The sequence below is a fragment of the Salinicola salarius genome (assembly GCF_002179555.1).
Classification (GTDB): domain Bacteria; phylum Pseudomonadota; class Gammaproteobacteria; order Pseudomonadales; family Halomonadaceae; genus Salinicola; species Salinicola salarius_A.
Genome location: NZ_NHOU01000027.1, coordinates 1 through 18,573, shown reverse-complemented (window position 1 = coordinate 18,573; position 18,573 = coordinate 1). Strand labels below are relative to the sequence as shown.

The 18,573-nt window shown below is 61.6% G+C and carries 17 protein-coding genes; 10 read left to right on the top strand and 7 right to left on the bottom strand.

The features are described 5' to 3' along the window. The first annotated feature begins 43 nt into the window (after positions 1 to 43). The 3 genes from CCD76_RS15700 (at position 44) to CCD76_RS15690 (ending at position 3,741) form a co-directional block, all read left to right on the top strand. Positions 44 to 430 carry an MAPEG family protein gene (locus tag CCD76_RS15700; protein ID WP_071230358.1) on the top strand — a complete coding sequence of 129 codons (387 nt, stop codon included), beginning with the start codon at positions 44 to 46 and terminating at the stop codon, positions 428 to 430. Between the two features lie 252 nt (positions 431 to 682). Further along, positions 683 to 2,716: a putative bifunctional diguanylate cyclase/phosphodiesterase gene (locus CCD76_RS15695; protein ID WP_179208946.1), complete on the top strand. Its 2,034-nt coding sequence runs from the start codon at positions 683 to 685 to the stop codon at positions 2,714 to 2,716. Between the two features lie 140 nt (positions 2,717 to 2,856). Beyond that, complete coding sequence (locus CCD76_RS15690; protein WP_087720387.1) at positions 2,857 to 3,741, top strand: S66 peptidase family protein; 885 nt, start codon at positions 2,857 to 2,859, stop codon at positions 3,739 to 3,741. Between the two features lie 153 nt (positions 3,742 to 3,894). Here CCD76_RS15690 and fadA read toward each other — a convergent pair whose 3' ends face one another. Beyond that, positions 3,895 to 5,070, bottom strand: a complete 1,176-nt coding sequence (gene fadA / locus CCD76_RS15685) for an acetyl-CoA C-acyltransferase FadA (RefSeq protein ID WP_087720386.1) — start codon at positions 5,068 to 5,070, stop codon at positions 3,895 to 3,897. 26 nt (positions 5,071 to 5,096) lie between these two features. Beyond that, complete coding sequence (fadB, locus tag CCD76_RS15680; protein ID WP_087720385.1) at positions 5,097 to 7,262, bottom strand: fatty acid oxidation complex subunit alpha FadB; 2,166 nt, start codon at positions 7,260 to 7,262, stop codon at positions 5,097 to 5,099. A gap of 314 nt (positions 7,263 to 7,576) precedes the next feature. Between fadB and CCD76_RS15675 the strand changes: the two genes are divergently transcribed. Together CCD76_RS15675 and slyA are read left to right on the top strand one after the other, a co-directional pair. Further along, positions 7,577 to 8,707 (top strand): DUF5924 family protein, encoded by a 1,131-nt coding sequence (locus CCD76_RS15675; protein ID WP_087720384.1) that lies wholly within the window; start codon positions 7,577 to 7,579, stop codon positions 8,705 to 8,707. A gap of 77 nt (positions 8,708 to 8,784) precedes the next feature. Continuing rightward, positions 8,785 to 9,237, top strand: a complete 453-nt coding sequence (gene slyA, locus CCD76_RS15670; protein WP_087720383.1) for a transcriptional regulator SlyA — start codon at positions 8,785 to 8,787, stop codon at positions 9,235 to 9,237. A gap of 78 nt (positions 9,238 to 9,315) precedes the next feature. Here the strand turns inward: slyA and CCD76_RS15665 are convergent, their stop codons facing one another. Then, entirely contained in the window at positions 9,316 to 9,837 is a 522-nt protein-coding gene (locus tag CCD76_RS15665; RefSeq protein ID WP_087720382.1) for a hypothetical protein, read from the bottom strand. Between the two features lie 235 nt (positions 9,838 to 10,072). On the opposite strand from CCD76_RS15665, the gene CCD76_RS15660 reads away from it, so the two are divergent. Next, on the top strand, positions 10,073 to 10,528 hold the full coding sequence (locus tag CCD76_RS15660) for a universal stress protein (protein WP_071230430.1): 456 nt from the start codon (positions 10,073 to 10,075) through the stop codon (positions 10,526 to 10,528). Between the two features lie 84 nt (positions 10,529 to 10,612). On the opposite strand, the gene CCD76_RS15655 is transcribed toward CCD76_RS15660, so the two are convergent. Then, a complete protein-coding gene (locus CCD76_RS15655) occupies positions 10,613 to 12,538 on the bottom strand; it encodes an ATP-binding cassette domain-containing protein (RefSeq protein ID WP_087720381.1) in 1,926 nt (641 codons plus the stop codon). Between the two features lie 316 nt (positions 12,539 to 12,854). On the opposite strand from CCD76_RS15655, the gene CCD76_RS15650 reads away from it, so the two are divergent. Together CCD76_RS15650 and CCD76_RS15645 are read left to right on the top strand one after the other, a co-directional pair. Beyond that, positions 12,855 to 13,655 (top strand): TatD family hydrolase, encoded by an 801-nt coding sequence (locus CCD76_RS15650; protein ID WP_087720398.1) that lies wholly within the window; start codon positions 12,855 to 12,857, stop codon positions 13,653 to 13,655. Next, on the top strand, positions 13,652 to 14,134 hold the full coding sequence (locus CCD76_RS15645) for a hypothetical protein (protein ID WP_087720380.1): 483 nt from the start codon (positions 13,652 to 13,654) through the stop codon (positions 14,132 to 14,134). The genes CCD76_RS15650 and CCD76_RS15645 overlap by 4 nt, the downstream gene beginning before the upstream one ends. Here the strand turns inward: CCD76_RS15645 and CCD76_RS15640 are convergent. After that, positions 14,091 to 14,684, bottom strand: a complete 594-nt coding sequence (locus CCD76_RS15640; RefSeq protein WP_087720379.1) for an elongation factor P hydroxylase — start codon at positions 14,682 to 14,684, stop codon at positions 14,091 to 14,093. The two genes, CCD76_RS15645 and CCD76_RS15640, sit on opposite strands and share 44 nt — an antisense overlap. Before the next feature lie 112 nt (positions 14,685 to 14,796). Between CCD76_RS15640 and CCD76_RS15635 the strand changes: the two genes are divergently transcribed. Beyond that, complete coding sequence (locus tag CCD76_RS15635; protein ID WP_256961334.1) at positions 14,797 to 16,221, top strand: MATE family efflux transporter; 1,425 nt, start codon at positions 14,797 to 14,799, stop codon at positions 16,219 to 16,221. Positions 16,222 to 16,327: 106 nt separating this feature from the next. Then, on the top strand, positions 16,328 to 17,023 hold the full coding sequence (locus tag CCD76_RS15630; protein ID WP_087720378.1) for a hypothetical protein: 696 nt from the start codon (positions 16,328 to 16,330) through the stop codon (positions 17,021 to 17,023). 37 nt (positions 17,024 to 17,060) lie between these two features. On the opposite strand, the gene tusA is transcribed toward CCD76_RS15630, so the two are convergent. Together tusA and rlmM are read right to left on the bottom strand one after the other, a co-directional pair. Then, positions 17,061 to 17,303, bottom strand: coding sequence for a sulfurtransferase TusA (tusA, locus tag CCD76_RS15625; RefSeq protein ID WP_087720377.1), 243 nt, complete (start codon positions 17,301 to 17,303; stop codon positions 17,061 to 17,063). 18 nt (positions 17,304 to 17,321) lie between these two features. Next, positions 17,322 to 18,404 (bottom strand): 23S rRNA (cytidine(2498)-2'-O)-methyltransferase RlmM, encoded by a 1,083-nt coding sequence (gene rlmM / locus CCD76_RS15620; protein ID WP_087720376.1) that lies wholly within the window; start codon positions 18,402 to 18,404, stop codon positions 17,322 to 17,324. Between the last annotated feature and the right edge of the window lie 169 nt (positions 18,405 to 18,573).

Below are 18,573 nucleotides of genomic sequence, written 5' to 3'. Positions count from 1 at the left end.
GGCGTTCGGCGGGATCGACCGAGAGAATGCAAGAGGGAATGCAATGAGCCTGCCACTATGGTGCCTGCTGATAACCGCGCTATTGCCCTTCTGGCTGGCATTCTGGGGCAGCAGCGTCAGGCGCCGGGAATTCGGTCACCTGGATAATCATCATCCACGTCAGCAATATGCGCAGATGACAGGTAAAGGCGCGCGTCTCTGGGCAGCGCAAAGCAACGCCTGGGAAGCGCTGGCGCTGTTCACCGCGGGTATCGTTGCCATGCAGACCTCGGGTGGCGGCAGGCTTGCGGATATCGCCTGCGTTGTCTTCGTGCTGGCTCGGATCGGTCATGGTCTCTGTTACGCCATGGATCTGGCGACGCTGAGGTCTTCTCTTTTCGTCGTCAGCTTTCTGGCCGTACTGTCACTCTTCATGACGGCCCTGCTATAGGCTACATGGCATCAAGGTGCGAGCTTTCGGAAAGAGGGCCACGGCGAGAACCCATAGCGTTCAGGACCATCAAGTTTTAGCGAAATGAGCCGATAGAGTTCGAATCACCTTCCGTGATTCGCTTTTGCCATTCGAGTGCGATCGAGATCCCGTCCCATGTCCATCGACAATGAATTCCAATGCGGTTCGCCACAAGACACCGACGATAGCCTCGGAGAATCAGTGCTGCCTGCCCCGCCTTTCGGAAACGCGATGGTTGGTAATCTCGACACACACCAGCAATGGGCGCTGGAAGCCATGGCGGCAGCCCAGACCTCCTACTGGCGGTGGGCCGCCCCCGAACGCAGCTTTCTCTGCGGCACGGTAACCGAACGAAGCGATAGCGACCTTCTGCGTCTTGACTGGTGGACGCTATTGAAGACGATGCCGTCGGCCGAGCGTCGGCGCCTGATCACCCTATGGCGGCGAATGAACGACGGTCAGCAGGACCGCGTCGACGTGCTGATACAACCCGACGCCACCAAGCCATCGATCTGGTGGCGCATCCGCGGCGCGATCACCTCGCGCGACGATGACGCCTCCCCTCTCGCGGCAACCGGCACCTGGGAAGTCCTCGACGATCCGCGTGACCAGCGACCTCATGGCAGCGTCCGGGCGCACGCGTTCGCCGCCTCGCGGGATTCGATGCTGGTCGTCGACAATCGCTGGCGCATTCTGGAAATCAACGACGCGTTCACCGAGCTCGGCGGGTTACCGCCGAGCGCGATACTCGGCCGCGCACTGCAGCAGTACATAGATGCCGATGTGCTGCGCTCCGACCCGGCGACGGTCGCGAGCAACGATCGCATCCAGCACTACGAAGGACTCTTCCATGTCGAAGGGGCAGCACCCGTTCCCGTGGAACTGACCCTAAGCCACTTCACGCTGGAAGAGACCGGCGAGACTCACTATATCGCCGCGCTACGGGACATCTCGGCACGCAAGCGCTCCGAGCGGGAGCTGGAGCATCTCGCCAGGATCGACACGCTGACCCAATTGCCCAATCGTGCGACGCTGCAGCAGACGCTGAACGGGCGGCTGCTCAGGCTCCTGCCTGGACACGGGCTCGCGGTCCTCTTCATCGATCTGGATGGTTTCAAGCACATCAACGACTCGCTGGGGCACCAGTCGGGCGACATCCTGCTGAAAATCATCGTCAAGCGGCTACGCGCCACGGTGCGTAGCAAGGATCTGGTCGCGCGCTGGGGCGGCGACGAATTCGTCGTGGTCATCGAGGTGGGCAATGACACGGAACTCGCCGACAGGATCGCCCAACGCCTGCTCGAAGCGCTGTCCCACCCCATGGTGATCGGCGGGCATCAGATCAGCGTCACCGCCAGTATCGGCATCGTTCACGCGCCGCAAAACGGGCGTGATGGAGAGACTCTGCTCAAGCATGCCGATGTCGCCATGTATGCAGCGAAGAACAAGGGCAAGAACGCCATCATCGTCTACCACGAGCAGCTGAAGCATCACAGCCTGGAACAGATGTCGATGCTCGCCCACCTGCGGGAAGCCATCGCCAGGGACGCTCTCGACTTCGTGGTCCAGCCCAAGTTCGACGGCAACAACCGGATGATCGGCGCCGAACTACTTGCGCGCTGGATGACCGAAGAACATGGCGAAGTCCCCCCTGCCGTCTTCGTACCACTTACCGAAAACAACGGAATGGCGTCGGCACTGGGCAACCTGGCCATCGACCGCGCCGCCCGATATGCCGCCCGCCTGGCCGCCACGGGTAATCCGTTACCGGTATCGGTGAACATCTCCGCACTGCATGTCATGGACGATAAGCTGGCGAATACGCTGCGCAGTGCCTGCCAACGCCACCACATCACGGCCGACCAGATCGAACTGGAAGTGACGGAGTCCGTGTTCATGGAAGACACGCGGATACCGGAAGCTCGGATCGAACATCTCAGAAGTCAGGGCTTCCGTGTCGCGATGGATGACTTTGGCGCCGGCTACTCATCGCTGGGCTATCTCAAGCGACTGCCCTTCGACACCATCAAGATCGATCGCTGTTTCATGCACGGCCTGGAGGCGGACCGGCGTTCACGCGACCTGCTGGCAGGCATCGTCGAACTGTGCAACCTGCTCGGCATGGAAACCGTTGCCGAAGGCGTCGAGACCGAAGAACAGTGGCAACTGCTGCAGACATTGGGCGTCAAGCAGTACCAAGGGTTCTACCTGGGTCGCCCCATGCCCGTGGAACAGCTATTGGAGCGGTTGAAAAGAGACCTCTGATCGCGTCTCCCAGTGAAGCCTCCCTGCCGTCGCATGACGCGTCAGGCCGGGGAAAGAAAACGGCCGGTAGCGTCGGGCGCCGTGCTGGCGTAACGTGCGAAACTTTCATTCATTCGCCCGCTTTCGTGAAGCCGTTACCCATGTCTCCGACTTTCAGCCTGATCGCTCCTGCCTCCTTCACCCGACCCGATGTGCTGGAACAAGCCGCCCGGGCCTTGCAGCCGTTCGGTATCGCCGTTCGCTTTCCCGATCGGCTACAGGATCAACGGCGCTATCTGGCCGGGAGCGTCGAGCATCGCCTTCAGACGCTCTACGATGCCTACGCCGATCCCGACACCGATGCCGTCTGGGCCGTTCGCGGCGGCTATGGCTGCGCCCACCTGGCGACCGAAATCGACTGGAACCGGCTCTCTCGCAAGCCGTTGATCGGTTATTCCGATCTCAGCGTGCTGCTGGATCAGTGCCATCGCCACGGCTTGCCGGCCATCCATGGCCCGGTGATGAAAGAGGGCGTAAAACTCGCCAGCGATGACGCCGACCTTCGCGCCGCGAGCCATCGCGATTTCGGTGCCCTGCTCGGGCTGCTCGAGGGCCGGTCGCCGGAGAGCGTGGCGTTGACGCCTGTTTCGACAGTTTCAGCGGCGGCGATCGAAGGGCCGCTCGTCGGCGGCAATCTTGCGACCCTGGCCAGCGTTGCCGGCACCTCGCTGGCGTTTCGCGCACCGCCCGGGGCGATCGTGATTCTGGAAGATGTTGGCGAGCCCTACTACCGGCTCGAGCGCGACCTGTGGCAGCTGGTCCATTCCGGCGCGCTGGACACCGCCGCTGCCGTCTGCATCGGCACTTTCGAGAATTGCGCCCCCTACGGGGATCTCGAGATCGAGACGCTGTTCGAGACCTGGATCGCCCCTCGCGGCCTGCCGCTCTACGCAGGGCTTCCGGTCGGCCACGGGCGCGACAACCTCCCTTGGCACTACGGGTCGAAGGCGCGTATCGCCAGCGATCGGCTGCAGTTCCTCGACTGAGCTTGTCCCAAGACCCAGTTACGTTCATTCGAATCCACGAAAAACGCCGCCTCGCATGGACGAGGCGGCGATCGATTGGCTACCGACTTTGACTGGATACCAACTTCGACTGGATACCGACTTCGACTGGCACCCTGCACGCGGATTCGAACCCTATACGCGCTCGAACACCGTAGCCACACCCTGCCCCATGCCGATACACATCGTCGCCAGGCCGAGCGTAGTGTTCTGTTGACGCATGACGTTGAGCAAGGTGGTGCAGATACGCGCTCCGGAACAGCCCAGCGGGTGACCGAGCGCGATGGCACCACCATGCAGGTTGACCGCCTCATCCAGGCGATCGAGCAGTTCGAGATCCTTCAGCACCGGGATCGACTGTGCCGCGAAGGCTTCGTTGAGCTCGACCGTCTGGATATCACCGATCTTGAGACCGGCGGTTGCCAGCGCCTTCTGCGTCGCCGGAACCGGGCCATACCCCATGATCGAGGCATCACAGCCGGCCACGCCGGTCGAGACGACTTTCGCCAGAGGCTCCAGTCCCAGAGATTTCGCCCGCTCGTAGCTCATCACCATCAGCGCCGAAGCGCCAACGGAGAGCGCCGACGAGGTCGCCGCGGTCACCGTGCCGTTCTTGGGATCGAACACCGGCTTGAGCGATGCCATCTGTTCGAGACTGGCGTCTTCGCGTACCACCTCGTCGTGCTTGATCAGACTGCGGTAGCCCTGCTGATCGTGTCCCTCGATCGGCACGATCTCGTTGTCGAAATAGCCTTGACGGTTGGCCTCGCTGGCGCGTCGATGAGAACGCAGCCCGAACTGGTCCTGCTGTTCGCGAGTCACCCCGTGCATCTTGCCCAGCAGTTCCGCCGTCAAGCCCATCATCATCGCCGCCTTGGCAGTGCTCTTGCTGACCGCCGGATTGACATCGATGCCGTGATCCATCGGCACGTGCTCCATGTGCTCGACCCCGCCGATGAGGTAGCAGTCGCCCATGTCGGCGCGAATGTTGGCCACCGCGATATGCAGCGCGCTCATCGACGATCCGCACAGGCGATTGATAGTCTGCGCCGGCACCGAACGCGGGATGCCGGTCAAAATGGCGGCATTGCGCGCGATGTTCATCGACTGTTCCAGGGTCTGGTTGACGCAACCCCAGAGGATGTCGTCGACGCAGGCAGGGTCGAGCTTCGTGTTGCGAGTGAACAGCGCCTGCATCACGGCAGCGGAGAGATTCTCGGCGCGGACGTGACGAAAGGCGCCGTTCTTGACCTTGGCCATGGGTGAGCGTACGGCATCGACCACCACGGCATCTCTTGCTTTCAAACTCATGACTGTGACTCCGGTTGGTGGTGGGCTCAGCGGTCGCTGGCGTCAGGGTAAAAGCGCTCGCCGTTGGCGGCCATTTCCTCGAGTCGCGCCGTCGGCGCATACAGCGCGCCCAGTTCGCCGGCGAGCCGTTTCGCTACCGCCACGAACTCGGCCACGCCCATGGCATCGATGTAACGCAGCGCACCACCGCGGAACGGCGGGAAGCCGATGCCGTAGATCAGCGCCATGTCGGCCTCGGCCGGCGACCCGACGATGCCGTCCTCGAGACAGCGCACCGTCTCCATGCACAGCGGCACCATCATTCGCGCAATGATCTCGTCGTCGGACAGTTCCCGCGTTTCACGAACGACCCCGGCGACCAGCCGGTGAGCCTCGTCGTCATGGGTTTTCTTCGGCTTGCCCTTCTTGTCTTCCTCGTAGACGTAGAAGCCCTTGCCGTTCTTCTGGCCGAGCCGCTGATTGTCCAGCATCACTTGAATCGCGGACTTGCCATTGTGGGCCATACGATCGGGGAAGCCTTCGGCCATTACCTCGCTGGCATGCACGGCGGTATCGATGCCGACGACATCGAGCAGATAGGCGGGCCCCATCGGCCAACCGAAGCGCTCCATCACCTTGTCTGCACGCTCGAAGTCGACGCCATGCTCGACCAGGCCGCTGAAGCCACCGAAGTAGGGAAACAGGACGCGATTGACCAGGAATCCCGGGCAGTCGTTGACGACGATCGGCGTCTTGCCCATCTGGCGGGCGTAGGCCACTGTCGCGGCGACCGCGGCATCGGAGGTCTTGGCACCACGAATGACTTCGACCAGCGGCATCCGGTGCACCGGGTTGAAGAAGTGCATGCCGCAGAAGTTCTCGGGCCGCTTGAGATTGGCCGCCAGCCGGTCGATGGAGATAGTCGAGGTGTTGGATGCCAGGATGGTGTCGTCCGCGACATTAGCCTCCACTTCGGTGAGAACGGCGCCCTTGATCCTGGGATTCTCGACCACGGCTTCGACCACGAGATCGACCTGACCGAAATCGCCGTAGGAGAGCGTCGGACGAATGTTGCTCAGCACTTCGGCCATTCGCGTCTGGCTGAGCTTGCCGCGCTCAAGCTGCTTGGTCAGCAGTTTGCGGGCTTCCTTCAGGCCAAGCTCGATCGCTTCGGACTTGATGTCCTTCATCAGTATCGGCGTGCCCTTGTAGGCGCTCTGGTAGGCGATGCCGCCCCCCATGATGCCCGCCCCGAGCACTGCGGTCTGCTCGACCGCCTTGGCATCCTTCTCGTACTGTTTGGCCTTTTTCTTGACCGCCTGGTCGTTCATGAACAGACCGACCAGGTTGTAGCAGACGTCGGTCTTGGCCAGCTTGGCGAAGGCTTGCGCTTCGATCGCCTGGGCACGTTCGCGCTCTTCGCCTGCGCCCTTCTGTATGACACGAATCGCCTCGATCGGCGCCGGGTAATGCGGACCGGCCTTCCCGGCCACGTAACCCTTTGCGGTCTCGAACGCCATCATCTGCTCGACCGCATTGAGCTTCAGCGGCGAGCTCTTTTCGGTCCGGCGGGCACGATAATCGAAATCCCCGGCATTGGCCTTGTCGATCATGTCCCGGGCCGCCGCCAGCAACTGGGACTGCGGTACAACGGCGTCGACGGCGCCCACCTTGAAAGCCGTGGCGGCATCGTTCTGCGAGCCGCCGGCAATCCACTCGATGGCATTGTCGGCACCGATCAGTCGCGGCAACCGGACACAACCGCCCCACCCCGGCACGATGCCCAGTTTGGTTTCGGGCAGCCCGATCTGTGCCGTTTCCGCCATGACGCGGAAATCGGTGGTCAATCCGAGTTCGCAGCCACCGCCCAGCGCCAGACCGTTGAGCGCGGTGACGGTCGGGAACGGCAGATCCTCGATGCGATTGAACAGCGCATGAATCCGCGTGTTCATGTCGACCAGGAACGCTTCGTCCTTGGCGAACATGGCATGAAATTCGGTGATATCGGCACCGACGATAAACACGTCCTTGGCGCTGGCAATGACGAGCCCCATGAGCCCGGCCTCACTTTCCAGCGCCTCGACGGCTTGCGACAACTCACCGATGACCGAAGATGAAAGCTTGTTGATCGCCTCATCCTTGAGATCGAACGTCAGGAGCGCGAGATCGCCGTCCTGACGCTCGACCCGGATGGCATCGCCTTGATAGAGCATGAGAAATCTCCGTGCCATGGCTGCGAAAGCGCCCCGTGCTGGCGTCTACGAGGCTAATCATACGACTGTTTGAATAGCGAAAGCTTGAGGCGCGCAGGTGGGCTCGTCAAGCTCAACCAAAGTCTCGGCCTGCCGCGCCGACTCTCACCCCAGCGTAGACCACCGGCGGCCCGGCGCCGTCTGCCGGCGTCTTCGCGCAAAGTGATGCCTCACCCGCTAGAATGTCCCCCCGCCTGCCTGTGGGCCTCTCCTCGTTTCGGAGGGCAGACAGGTTGGCGCTTTGACAATCACTCGGAGGAGCCTGGCCCGTGGCCATGAAAGACCCCACGACACCTTCGACAGTGGCTCGGCTGGAACCGCTTGTCGCTCGTTTGCGCCGCTATCACTGGGTCTGGCCACCTATCGCTTTCGTACTGGGTTTGCTGGGGTTTTTCCTGGTCGATCGGCAACAGTGGCTGGGCGCCGTGCTGGCCCTGGGGCTGATGCTGACCTGGGTTCTGTTGATTGTCGAGAGTATTGCCAGTAAATGGCTGTCGCGGCGAGGGCGCAATGCCGCGCTGCCCCGCGCGGCGGCGACTTTCGTCGCGCAAATGGTGCACCAAGAGACGCTGTTCTTCTGTCTACCGTTCTTTCTTGCCACGACGATCTGGACTAGCGGCCAGGCCGTTTTTACCGGGCTGCTGATCGTCTGTTCGATCCTCGCCATTCTGGACCCTCTGTATTTCGGCTTGTCCAACCGCCATCGCTGGCTCTACTTCCTGCTCCATGCGCTGTGCGTGTTCGTGGTGATGCTGGTCACGCTGCCCATCATGCTGAGCCTGACAACGGGAGAGAGCCTGATCCTTTCGATTCTGGCGATGATGTTCTTCAGCCTGCCTAGTGTCATGGGCCTGCTCAAACCCGGCGGCATCGTTCGCTGGCTCGCCATGGCGGGGCTGCTGGTCGTTCTGGGCGGAATTGCCTGGACAGGACGAACCTGGATACCACCAGCGACGCTGTGGCTATCCGGGAGCGCCCTCTCGCCCGGATTCGATACGGCTGCCCGCGAGCCCAGCGGTAGCATGACGCTGACGCCGCAGGCACTCCGCTCGCGCGGCCTCTATGTCTATACGGCGATACGAGCCCCCCGTGGGCTGCGCGAGAAGGTCTATCACGTCTGGCGTCATGACGGCGATGTCGTCGAGCGCATAGCGCTGGTCATTCACGGCGGACGCGACCAGGGCTATCGAGCCTGGACCCACAAGCAGAATTTCTCCGCTGACCTAAAAGGTCGCTGGCAAGTGGATGTGATCACGCAGACCGGCCAGCGGATCGGTAGCGTACGATTCACAGTGGCCGAGGATGGCGCGGCCACGGCGGCCGATGGCAGAATTCAGCGTCCGCTGGGCATCCCCGGCTGGAATATCCGCCATGCCTTGGGAAATGGAGATGAGCAAGCCGACTAATCGCCAATCATTGTGACTTGCATTATCCTGCGGCGCTTTGGAGAATGTTAGGACGTTCACGATTCAGGTAATCCGCTATGGCACAGCATATCGGCTTTAAACTGGCACGTCTGCCGAGACTCTGGCGCGCCGTCATCGATGAACGCTTGGCGCCACTGGGCTTGACCCAGACACGCTGGGTGACGCTCTGGAACCTGCGCAATATGGGCGGGGGCCAGGCGCAATGCGATCTGGCACGAGCCATTGGCGTGGAAGCGCCCTCGCTGGTACGCACGCTGGATCAATTGGCGGAGCAGAATCTGATCGAGCGCCGCCCTTGCGCCGAAGATCGCCGTACCAAGCGCCTTCATCTGACGGAGGAAGCCACGCCGCTGCTGGAGAAGATCGAAGAGATCGCCACCGAGGTGCGCGATGAAATGCTCGGCGGGTTCACGCCGGAAGAGATTGATGCTTTCGAAAGCATGCTGGATCGCATCGAGAAAAATGGATTGGAACTACAGCGTCAATCCGAGCAGGCCAAGGCCAGCTGAACCAGGAGTGGACACTTGCCCACGCAACGCCCCGACATGATCAATCAAACGCACCGCACCGTAGGCGGTGCGCCCCACCTATGAAGGCCTGGTCGGCATCTTGACGCTTTTGCCACTGCCAGCCAGGGTATCCCGCATCGCCAACCAGCTCGCCCAGTCCTGCTGGAACCGTTCGAAGCTCATCGCCTCCTGCCACCAGATGCACATCGTATGCTGGCTGGATTCGACGATCAGGGCATCCGCCGGCAATCCGTCCAGCCACTGCTTGAGTGCCTGCAGGCGCTCGGCATCCAACGATGGCAGCGGAGCCTGGCGCCAGCGCCATTGGTCCGTCGCCGCTTCCAGTGCTTCGCTGGCGACATCGTTACGAATCACGGTGAAATCGCTGCCCGATTCCGTGCCTGGGTATCGCAACCGATAACCGGTCAGCGCCACGTTCGGCATGGCCAGTGGCGCCTTGGTAAAGTTCAACTCCCCGCCGTTGGCCTTGACGTGCCGCCGCATCTGCCCTCGGATGGACTCGCCTCGGCTTGGCCGCAGCCACACCATTGGTGACAGAATCAGCAGTACGGCAACCAACAGAAAACCCAGCACCGCCATAACGTTTCCACTCCTGTTTCGGCCGTTTTCCGCCGACCCTATTGCCCTTGATTACGACCAAGGTATGACGCATCACCGTGCACTCTACCGGTTACATCACGTTGCGTCGCGGGAGCGTATGGTTGATGATCGCCTGCGGCGCCTGACCGCAGGCCATTATCGAAAATTGCGTTGTGCCGCTCATGAGGCGCGCTTACAGTTATCCATGTTCATTCGCCGAACGGGGGGTTACCCGATGAGCAACGAATACCATCACGTGCTGGTTGCCGTGGATCTGACCAAGGATTCGCATAAAGTCCTGGAACGCGCGATTCCCATCGCACGCCGGAACCAAGCCAAGCTCTCGATCATCCACACGCTGGAACCCCTGGGATTTGCCTATGGCGGTGATATCCCGATGGACCTGACGAGCATCCAGGATCAGCTCGACGAACACGCCACGCAGCGACTGGCCGACATCTCCGATCCTTACGATATTCCTCGGGAAGACCAGCATATCGTGGTCGGAATGCCGGATACTGAAATTCAGCGCTTTGCCAAGGAACACGACGTGGACCTGATCGTCGTGGGCTCCCATGGCCGCCACGGCTTCGCGCTGTTGCTGGGATCGACATCGACCGGCGTTCTGCATGGCGCAGAGTGTGACGTATTGGCGGTTCGCGTCGGCAAGGATGGCGAAACGGAAGAGTAGTGTGACCTCCTGCTTCGTCTCCATGGCTGAATCATGTGCCTTGCCCGTCGCGGGCAAGGCACATTCTGCCGCCGCGAGCGGCGACTAGCCCTCTCCTTCCGCCATCGCCTCCAGTTCCATCCAGCGTTGCATCGCCCGATCCAGCTCGGCCTGGGTTGCCGAAAGCGCCTCGATGGCCGCGGTGACGGTCTCGCTGTCCTGCTGGTAGAAGTCCGGCTCCCCCATCTGGGCCTCGAACGTCGCGATCTTGCCTTCCAGCGATTCGATCGTCGCGGGTAATGAGTCCAGCTCCCGTTGCAGCTTGTAGGAGAGCTTCTGGCGACGCTTGTCGCTTTCGCCCTTCGTCGATTGCGCAGATGCCGTCTGCCGCTCGGCCAGCTTTTCCTGCGCCTTGCGTGCCTCGGCCAGCTCCCATGGTGCCGGCGGTAGCCGCCCGCCCTGTCGGACCCAGTCGGTATACCCACCCACGTAGCTGCGCACGATGCCATCACCCTCGAACGCCAGCACGTCGGTGACCACGTTGTCCATGAACGCGCGGTCATGCGAGACCAGCAGCAGCGTGCCTTCGAAATCGAGCAGCAGCTCCTCCAGCAGCTCCAGGGTTTCCACGTCGAGATCGTTGGTCGGCTCGTCCAGCACCAGCACGTTGGCCGGCTGGGTGAAGAGCTTGGCCAGCAGCAGGCGGTTGGACTCGCCGCCGGACAGCGCCTTGACCGGTTGTCTTGCGCGCTCCGGCGTGAACAGGAAGTCCTGCAGGTAGCTGATGACGTGCTTGTCCTTGCCCGCGACCGTCACCTTGTCGCTGCCCTGAGCGACGTTGTCGTAGACGCTCTTGTTCAGCTCGAGCCCCGCGCGCAGCTGGTCGAAATAGGCGACCGACAGGTTGGTGCCCATGCGCACGCTGCCTTCGCTGGGCTCAAGTTCGCCCAGCAGAATCTTGAGCAGCGTGGTCTTGCCGGCACCGTTGCGCCCGATCAGCCCAATGCGATCGCCGCGCTGAATCTCCAGCGACAGATCGCGGATGATGCAGGCGTCTGCATAGTAGTGCGTCACCCCCTGCAGCTCGACGACGCGCTTGCCGCTGCGTTCGCCGCTATCCACCTGAAACGATGCCTTGCCCTGGCGCTCGCGCCGTTGGGAGCGTTCGTTGCGCATCTTTTCCAGCGCCCGGACCCGGCCTTCGTTGCGGGTTCGGCGCGCCTTGATGCCCTGACGAATCCATGTTTCCTCCTGCGCCAGTTTCTTGTCGAACTCGGCCCGTTCGCGCGCCTCGACTTCCAGTTCGTGCGCCTTCTGTGCCTGGTAGGTGGCGTAATCACCGGGGTAACGACCCAGGCGCCCACGGTCGAGCTCCAGAATCGTGGTCGCCAGCTTCGAAAGAAAGGCGCGGTCGTGGGTAATGAACAGGACGGCGCCGTCGAATGCCAGAAGCTGCTCTTCGAGCCAGGTAATGGTATCGATGTCGAGATGGTTGGTCGGCTCGTCGAGCAGCAGCAGATCGGGCCCGGCCACCATGGCGCGCGCCAGTGCCACCCGCCGGCGCCAGCCACCCGAGAGGCCGCTCATCATGGCGTCGGCCGGCAGGCCCAGTCGGGTCAGCACGGTGTCGATACGCTGATGGAAAGACCAGCCGTCCTGCGCTTCCAGACGTGTCTGCAGCGTCTCCAGTCGTCGCATGTCCGGCTCGGCCATCGCCACGAGACGGTGATACTCGGCCAGCAGGGCCCCGGTTTCGGGCAACCCCTGGGCGACGACTTCAAAGATCGTCGCCTCGTCGGCGTCCGGCAACGCCTGCTCGAGAACGCCGATCTTGAGACCCGGCGCGCGCCAGATGTGGCCATCGTCGGCTTGATTATCGCCCGCGATCAGTTTCAGCAGCGTCGACTTGCCGGTGCCGTTACGCCCGACCAGCGCGATGCGCTCTCCCTTCTCGATGACCAGGTCGGCGCCATCGAGCAGCGTATGATGCCCGTAGGCGAGTTGCAGTTGTTCAAGGCGTAGCAGAGCCACGTAGGACCTCGCGATCGTGAAACTTCGAAATGGTGACGGTCATATCTTGCCAAGCGTGTCTTGCCGAACGTGCTTCTGGCGAAACGTGTTGTCTGGCCAGCATTGTACCTTGCTCGCCCAGACTCGCCGAAATGGATTGGCCCATGCTTCGCCGTTGGCGTCCGGCGCTTTACAATGCTTGTCGACATCATCACCGACTGACATCCATCGACTCACATTCACCGACCAAGAGGAGTGCCGCGTGAGCGACACGTCCCCGCATGAATCCTCGAACGGCGGTTCTCCGCTGCCGGAAGCGTTACGCATCACTTCCCCGATGCCACTGGTCGATATCGGGGCCAACCTGACGCACGAGAGCTTCGACCGAGATCTCGAGGCCACGCTGACTCGGGCGACCGAGGCCAATGTCACGACGCTCGTGATCACCGGTGCCGATCTCGAGGGCGCCACCAGGGCAGCGAAGCTGGCGACCCGTTTCGCGGGTCTCCATGCCACGGCGGGCTTGCACCCTCATCACGCCGCCGACTGGAATCCCGAGCTGGAGCAGGCGATGCGCGAGCTTCATCGTCAGGAGGTCGTGGTCGCCGTGGGCGAATGCGGCCTCGATTTCCACCGCAATTTTTCATCGCCGACAAACCAGGAACGCGCGCTGGAAGCGCAACTGGCCCTGGCGGCAGAGACGGGGCTACCCGTGTTTCTCCACGAGCGTGACGCCGGCCGCCGGATGCTGGACATGCTGCGGGAGTGGCGAGACCGGCTCAGCGACGCCGTCGTGCACTGCTTCACCGGCGACAGGAAGACGCTCCACGGCTATCTCGATCTGGACCTGCATATTGGTCAGACCGGCTGGCTGAGCGATGAACGTCGCGGCCATCATCTTCGCGAGTTCGTCGCCGACATCCCCGACAACCGCCTGATGGTGGAAACCGATTGTCCTTATCTACTGCCCCGCAACCTGCCGGCAAAGATAAAAGGACGCCGCCACGAGCCGGCTCTGCTACCTTGGATAGTGAGAGAACTGGCGCACTGGCGCGGCACGACCGAGGCCGAGCTGGCGAGACAGACCACGCTGACGGCCAAGCGTTTCTTTCGGCTCGAGGAGGTCGCTGGCGAATGACGAACTATCCCGGATTCATCGCCGTCGAGACAGGTGGCGACAACTCGCTGCCGCTGGCCATCGCTTGGGCGCTGCCCAACGGCCAGGTCAAGAATACCCTGATCCAGCCTGACGACGAATGGCTGGAAGACGAACTGCTGTCGCTCGGCGGCTACGATCTCGATGAACTCCGCCACCTGGGTATCAGCCCTCTCGATGTACTCAGGGAGCTGGAGAACGATCACTTCAGCGAGACACTCTATACCGCCGGCGTCCAGGATGACGAAGCGGCGCTATCGTTGATGTTCGATGACTTCGGCGTCGACCCTTTCGTCGAGCTGGCGCCCGCCTCGACGCTCTACCCCGACCTCGAGCCCGGCGAATGGGCCCGCGCCCGCAACGAGCTCTTCGGGGAGATGGGCCTCGAGCCGTTGCGTCCGGAGCACGAGGTGCAGGTCATGCTCTATCTACATCAACGGCTGGTTCAGCAGGACGAGTAGTATCGTTTACGTCGAGCCGTCGCCGCCCGGCGGCGATGGCTTCCTGGATCCCGCCCTTTCCCGCATAGAAGATAACGAGCGTGTCGATCAAGGCCTGGGCGCGTAGCGGCATGCCTTCACTACGATAACGAGCTGCTCGCGCGGAGACTTTCCTGCTGAAAGCCTGTCGATCGACCTCGATGCCATCGAGATTGTCGACGCTGACCTGGAATGGTTTCCCGCACGCTTCGCTGAACAGCGACTCCAATGCCTGGGGCGCGACCTCCACCCGCTCGAAGTCTTCCTGCTGGCGGGCGTCGCGCCCATCCGGCTCGTACCAGTAGCCGTAGTCCTCGAGCTGGCGACGCTTTTCTCCGGCGATACACCAATGGCTGATTTCATGCAGTGCGCTGGCAAAAAAGCCATGGGCAAACACGATACGGTGATGATCGTGCCGGCCGTCCGCGGGTAGATAAATGGGCTCGTCCTCTCCGCGAACCAGCCTTGTACGATAACGGTCGGCGAATACGCCGTCGAACAGAAGAATCAGATTGTCGATGTCATGAATCATGAACGCCTCCAGAACTGCGCCGGAGTATACGTAAGTTCACCTCCGTCGCCGAGCGCTGGCGGTCGACTCCTGCTAGAATCGCCGCCCTGTCCGTTCGGTCAAGGAGCGCTTCGTGTCGTCGACCGCCCATCGTTTTTACCGCTGCCGAAAAGAGACGGCGAGCCTGGTGCGCCTGGGCCTGCCGATCTGTGGCGCGCAGTTGGCACAAGCCGGCATGAGTGCATCGGATGTGATCATGTCAGGGCGGGCCAGCGCCACCGACCTGGCAGCCGTTTCGGTGGGCGCGAGCCTTTGGGTGCCCCTAATGTTGCTGATGACCGGGACGTTGATGGGGGTCACTCCGATCGTCGCCCATCGCGCAGGCGCGGAGCGTTTCGACCAGGTACGCGGGAAGGTTCACCAGGCGCTCTGGGTGGCACTGGTACTCGGATGCCTCAGCGCGTTGATCATGACCTTTGGCGGCCGCGCCATCTTCCAACTGATGGAGATCCCCACCGGGGTCGCCAGCCTGGCGCTCGAATACCTGAACGCCGCCGCGTTCGGTATTCCGGCAGTCGCACTCTATCAGGCGTTGCGCGCCTTTTCCGACGGCATGCATCATACCCGCCCGGCATTGTGGATGAGCCTTCTCGGGTTGGCCGTGAACATTCCCGGCAACTTCATACTGATCTACGGCGGCCCCGGGCTGATCGGCCTTCTGGGCAACGACATTCCCCTGTTCCTACAGCAACTGCCCGCACTGGGCGCGTTCGGTTGCGGCATCGCGACGGCCCTCTCCATGTGGGTCATGTGCCTGGGCATGATCTGGTACACGGCGCGAAGCCGTGCCTACGCGCCAGTGACGCTCTGGGCGTCTCCAACCCCGCCATGCTGGAGAGACATCGCCGAACTCCTGTATATCGGCCTGCCGATTGGTCTGGCGATCTTCTTCGAGGTCACTCTGTTCACCGTGATCACGCTACTGGTCGCCTATCTGGGTGAGGTCACGGTAGCGGCACACCAGATCGCCCTCAACGTGACATCGATTCTGTTCATGCTGCCGCTGTCGCTGAGCATGGCATTGACCGTCAGGGTCAGTAACCGACTGGGAGCCGGCAACAATGCAGAAGCCCGCTTCGTTGCCTGGAATGGTATTGGTGTCGGCCTTGCGCTGGCGCTGTTCAACAGCCTGCTGATCTGGTTGCTGGCGGCGCCTGTGGTGTCGCTCTATACCGGCAATCCCGAAGTGCGAACCTTGGCCATGTCGCTGATCCTGCTGGCCATGATGTTCCAGATTTCGGATTCGCTTCAGGTCAATCTGGCTGGCGCCTTGCGCGGATACAAGGATACTCGCGTGGTCATGGGCATCACGCTGTTTTCCTACTGGCTCGTCGGCCTGGGTTGCGGCCATCTGCTGGGGCGAGGGCTGGATGGCACGTTCGATTCGCTGGGAATCTACGGTTACTGGATCGGCCTCAATGCCGGTTTGACCTCGGCAACGCTGCTGCTGGCCTGGCGGCTATGGCGCGTCAGCCGGCGTCAGTTGATGGAAACCTGAAATAATTCCCTGACGAGTTTAACCCGGGGCTTAACAGGCCCTTCATGGCTATGCTAATACTGGCACCATGCCTCAAGCCGAGACATTGCCGACCAGGAGGGTAGCCATGGGTGTCCCACTTTCCCCTCGATCTGCGCAGATCATCGATCTGGAAACCATGAGGCATCGGCTGAGAGCCAGGAAGCGGTTGGTCCGGTTGTCGCCTGAGCTCGATGGTTTGGAAATGCTTTACTACCTCGCCTCCGATCCCGATACGCTGTACGGGATGCCACTACTGGCGTGGGGCCTGCGTGAAGACGATGAAGTCGTCGGCCTGGTGCCCTGGATGGAGTCGTTGGCATCGTGCCATGAACTGGACAACCCCGAGTACGGCCACTTCGTTGGCTACCGGGATCCCGAGACTCACGAGATATTTCACGACGCGCCCGAGCACAAGATCGTCGAGCTGGCGCACGCGGCAGCCTACTTCGATTACGAAGAGACCCCGGAAGTCTCCCTGACTCAGCAGCTACCGGAGACCCAGGGCACGCATGCACTGTGCCTGGATGAAGTCAGCAAACCCTGGCAGCTCAAGCAGATTGTTGGCTGGCATCTCTACAGCGATGGAACCGTCGATGCGATGCTGGTCGATGAGGACCAGGCGACGTCGCTTCCCGTGCTGATGGGGGACGAATGTCTCTACCCTGGCAAGAGCCGCCATCAGACGCTCTATTTCTTCCAGCGTAATATCGCCAATCGTATTCGCAACGAAGATCCGGATACGCTGGAAGCGTTGGCATTGATGGTCATGCCGCACAACTGATCGGTCCGGCTGGAAACGTCTCGACCGAACCGCTATCTCATCCCAACAGAATGTGATAGCGGTATTCCCCTTCTTCCTCGGACTGCGCGATGAGTTCGTGCCCCAGAAAGTTGCAGAATTTGGGGATATCGCGGGTCGTCGCGGGATCGGTAGCGATGACTTCGAGAATGTCGCCCACCGACATGTCACGCACCTTGTTATGCATCAACATGATCGGCTCCGGACAGTAGAGCCCACTGGTATCCAGCGTTTCACTTCGCGTCGATTCAACGTTACTCATGGCTCCCTCGCGCAATCATTATCGTTCCCCATCCAGACGAACGTGAACGGTGACCTCTTCACGGTCATGATACAAGTGACGACAGGCGATATCAGCCTCTACGCCCTCTGCCTTCAGGTTTATCTCGAGACGTGTCAGGCAACGCTGAACCTCTTCCCAGCGTTTTTTCATCGGCAGTTTCAGATTGAATACCGCTTCACGACACCAACGCTTGATCAGCCATCGTTCGACCATGTCGATGACGCGCATCGGCTTGTCGACGATATCGCAGACCAGCCAATCGAGGCGGTACGGGGGCTCCCACACGAACCCGTCTTCACGCAGATGCTCGACCTGCCCCGTAGCCATCAGCCCCGACGCCATAGGTCCATTATCGATGGCATAGACGAACATCCCACGGCGAACCAGCTGGTATGTCCAGCCTCCCGGAGCCGCGCCGAGATCCACGGCCTGCATGCCCTCATGCAGGCGCGATTCCCACGCCTCTTTTGGTACGAAGGTATGCCAGGCTTCCTCGAGCTTCAGCGTCGAACGGCTCGGAGCATCCGCCGGATGACGAAGACGCAGGACGCCCCCCGGATGTTCACTGCGGTTGCCAGGGAAGCTCATCCCGATCTGTACGGCGTCGCCTGCTAGCCAGAACAGATGCAGCCGACGCCCACCGGCCTTCCGCCGCAAACCGCCACCTCGCTTCAAAGCGCTTTCCAGAGGGCGGCCCAAGGATTTGGCCAAACGTGCCAGGCTCTTGCCATCATTGGTATCCGGCGTTTCATGCCAGATGGACTCGAAGCTCCAGCCACTTTGCTTGATCAGTTCCACGATGGGGGAAATCCGATCATCCCGGGAGAGTGATAACGGCTCGAAAGCAACCAGTGACTGCCTGGCGAATACCAGAGACATCAACGGCAGTCCACGATGGACACCGTTGGCTGGTCGGGAATCGTGGCTCTGCCAACGAACGAAACCGCTGTTGCTTTCGGCCGCCACGACCTGCCCCGGCTCATCGAGTTTGTGTGCACGGGTAGTGATTTCAGCCGCCAGGTCGGGTTCGAAACCGGCTCGACAATATAACAGCCATTCGTTGGGCACTCGGTTCACAATCGCCTCGCTAAGCTGATACTCGTTTCCAAAAAGTCTGGCATAAAAAAACCCCAGCCTTGTGGGCTGGGGTTTCGAGATAGATGCCTGACGATGACCCGGCCGGCGCTCCGGGACTCTCCATGGGGAGACCCCTAAACGAATGAACCCCGGCCAATGGCCGGGGTTCGGT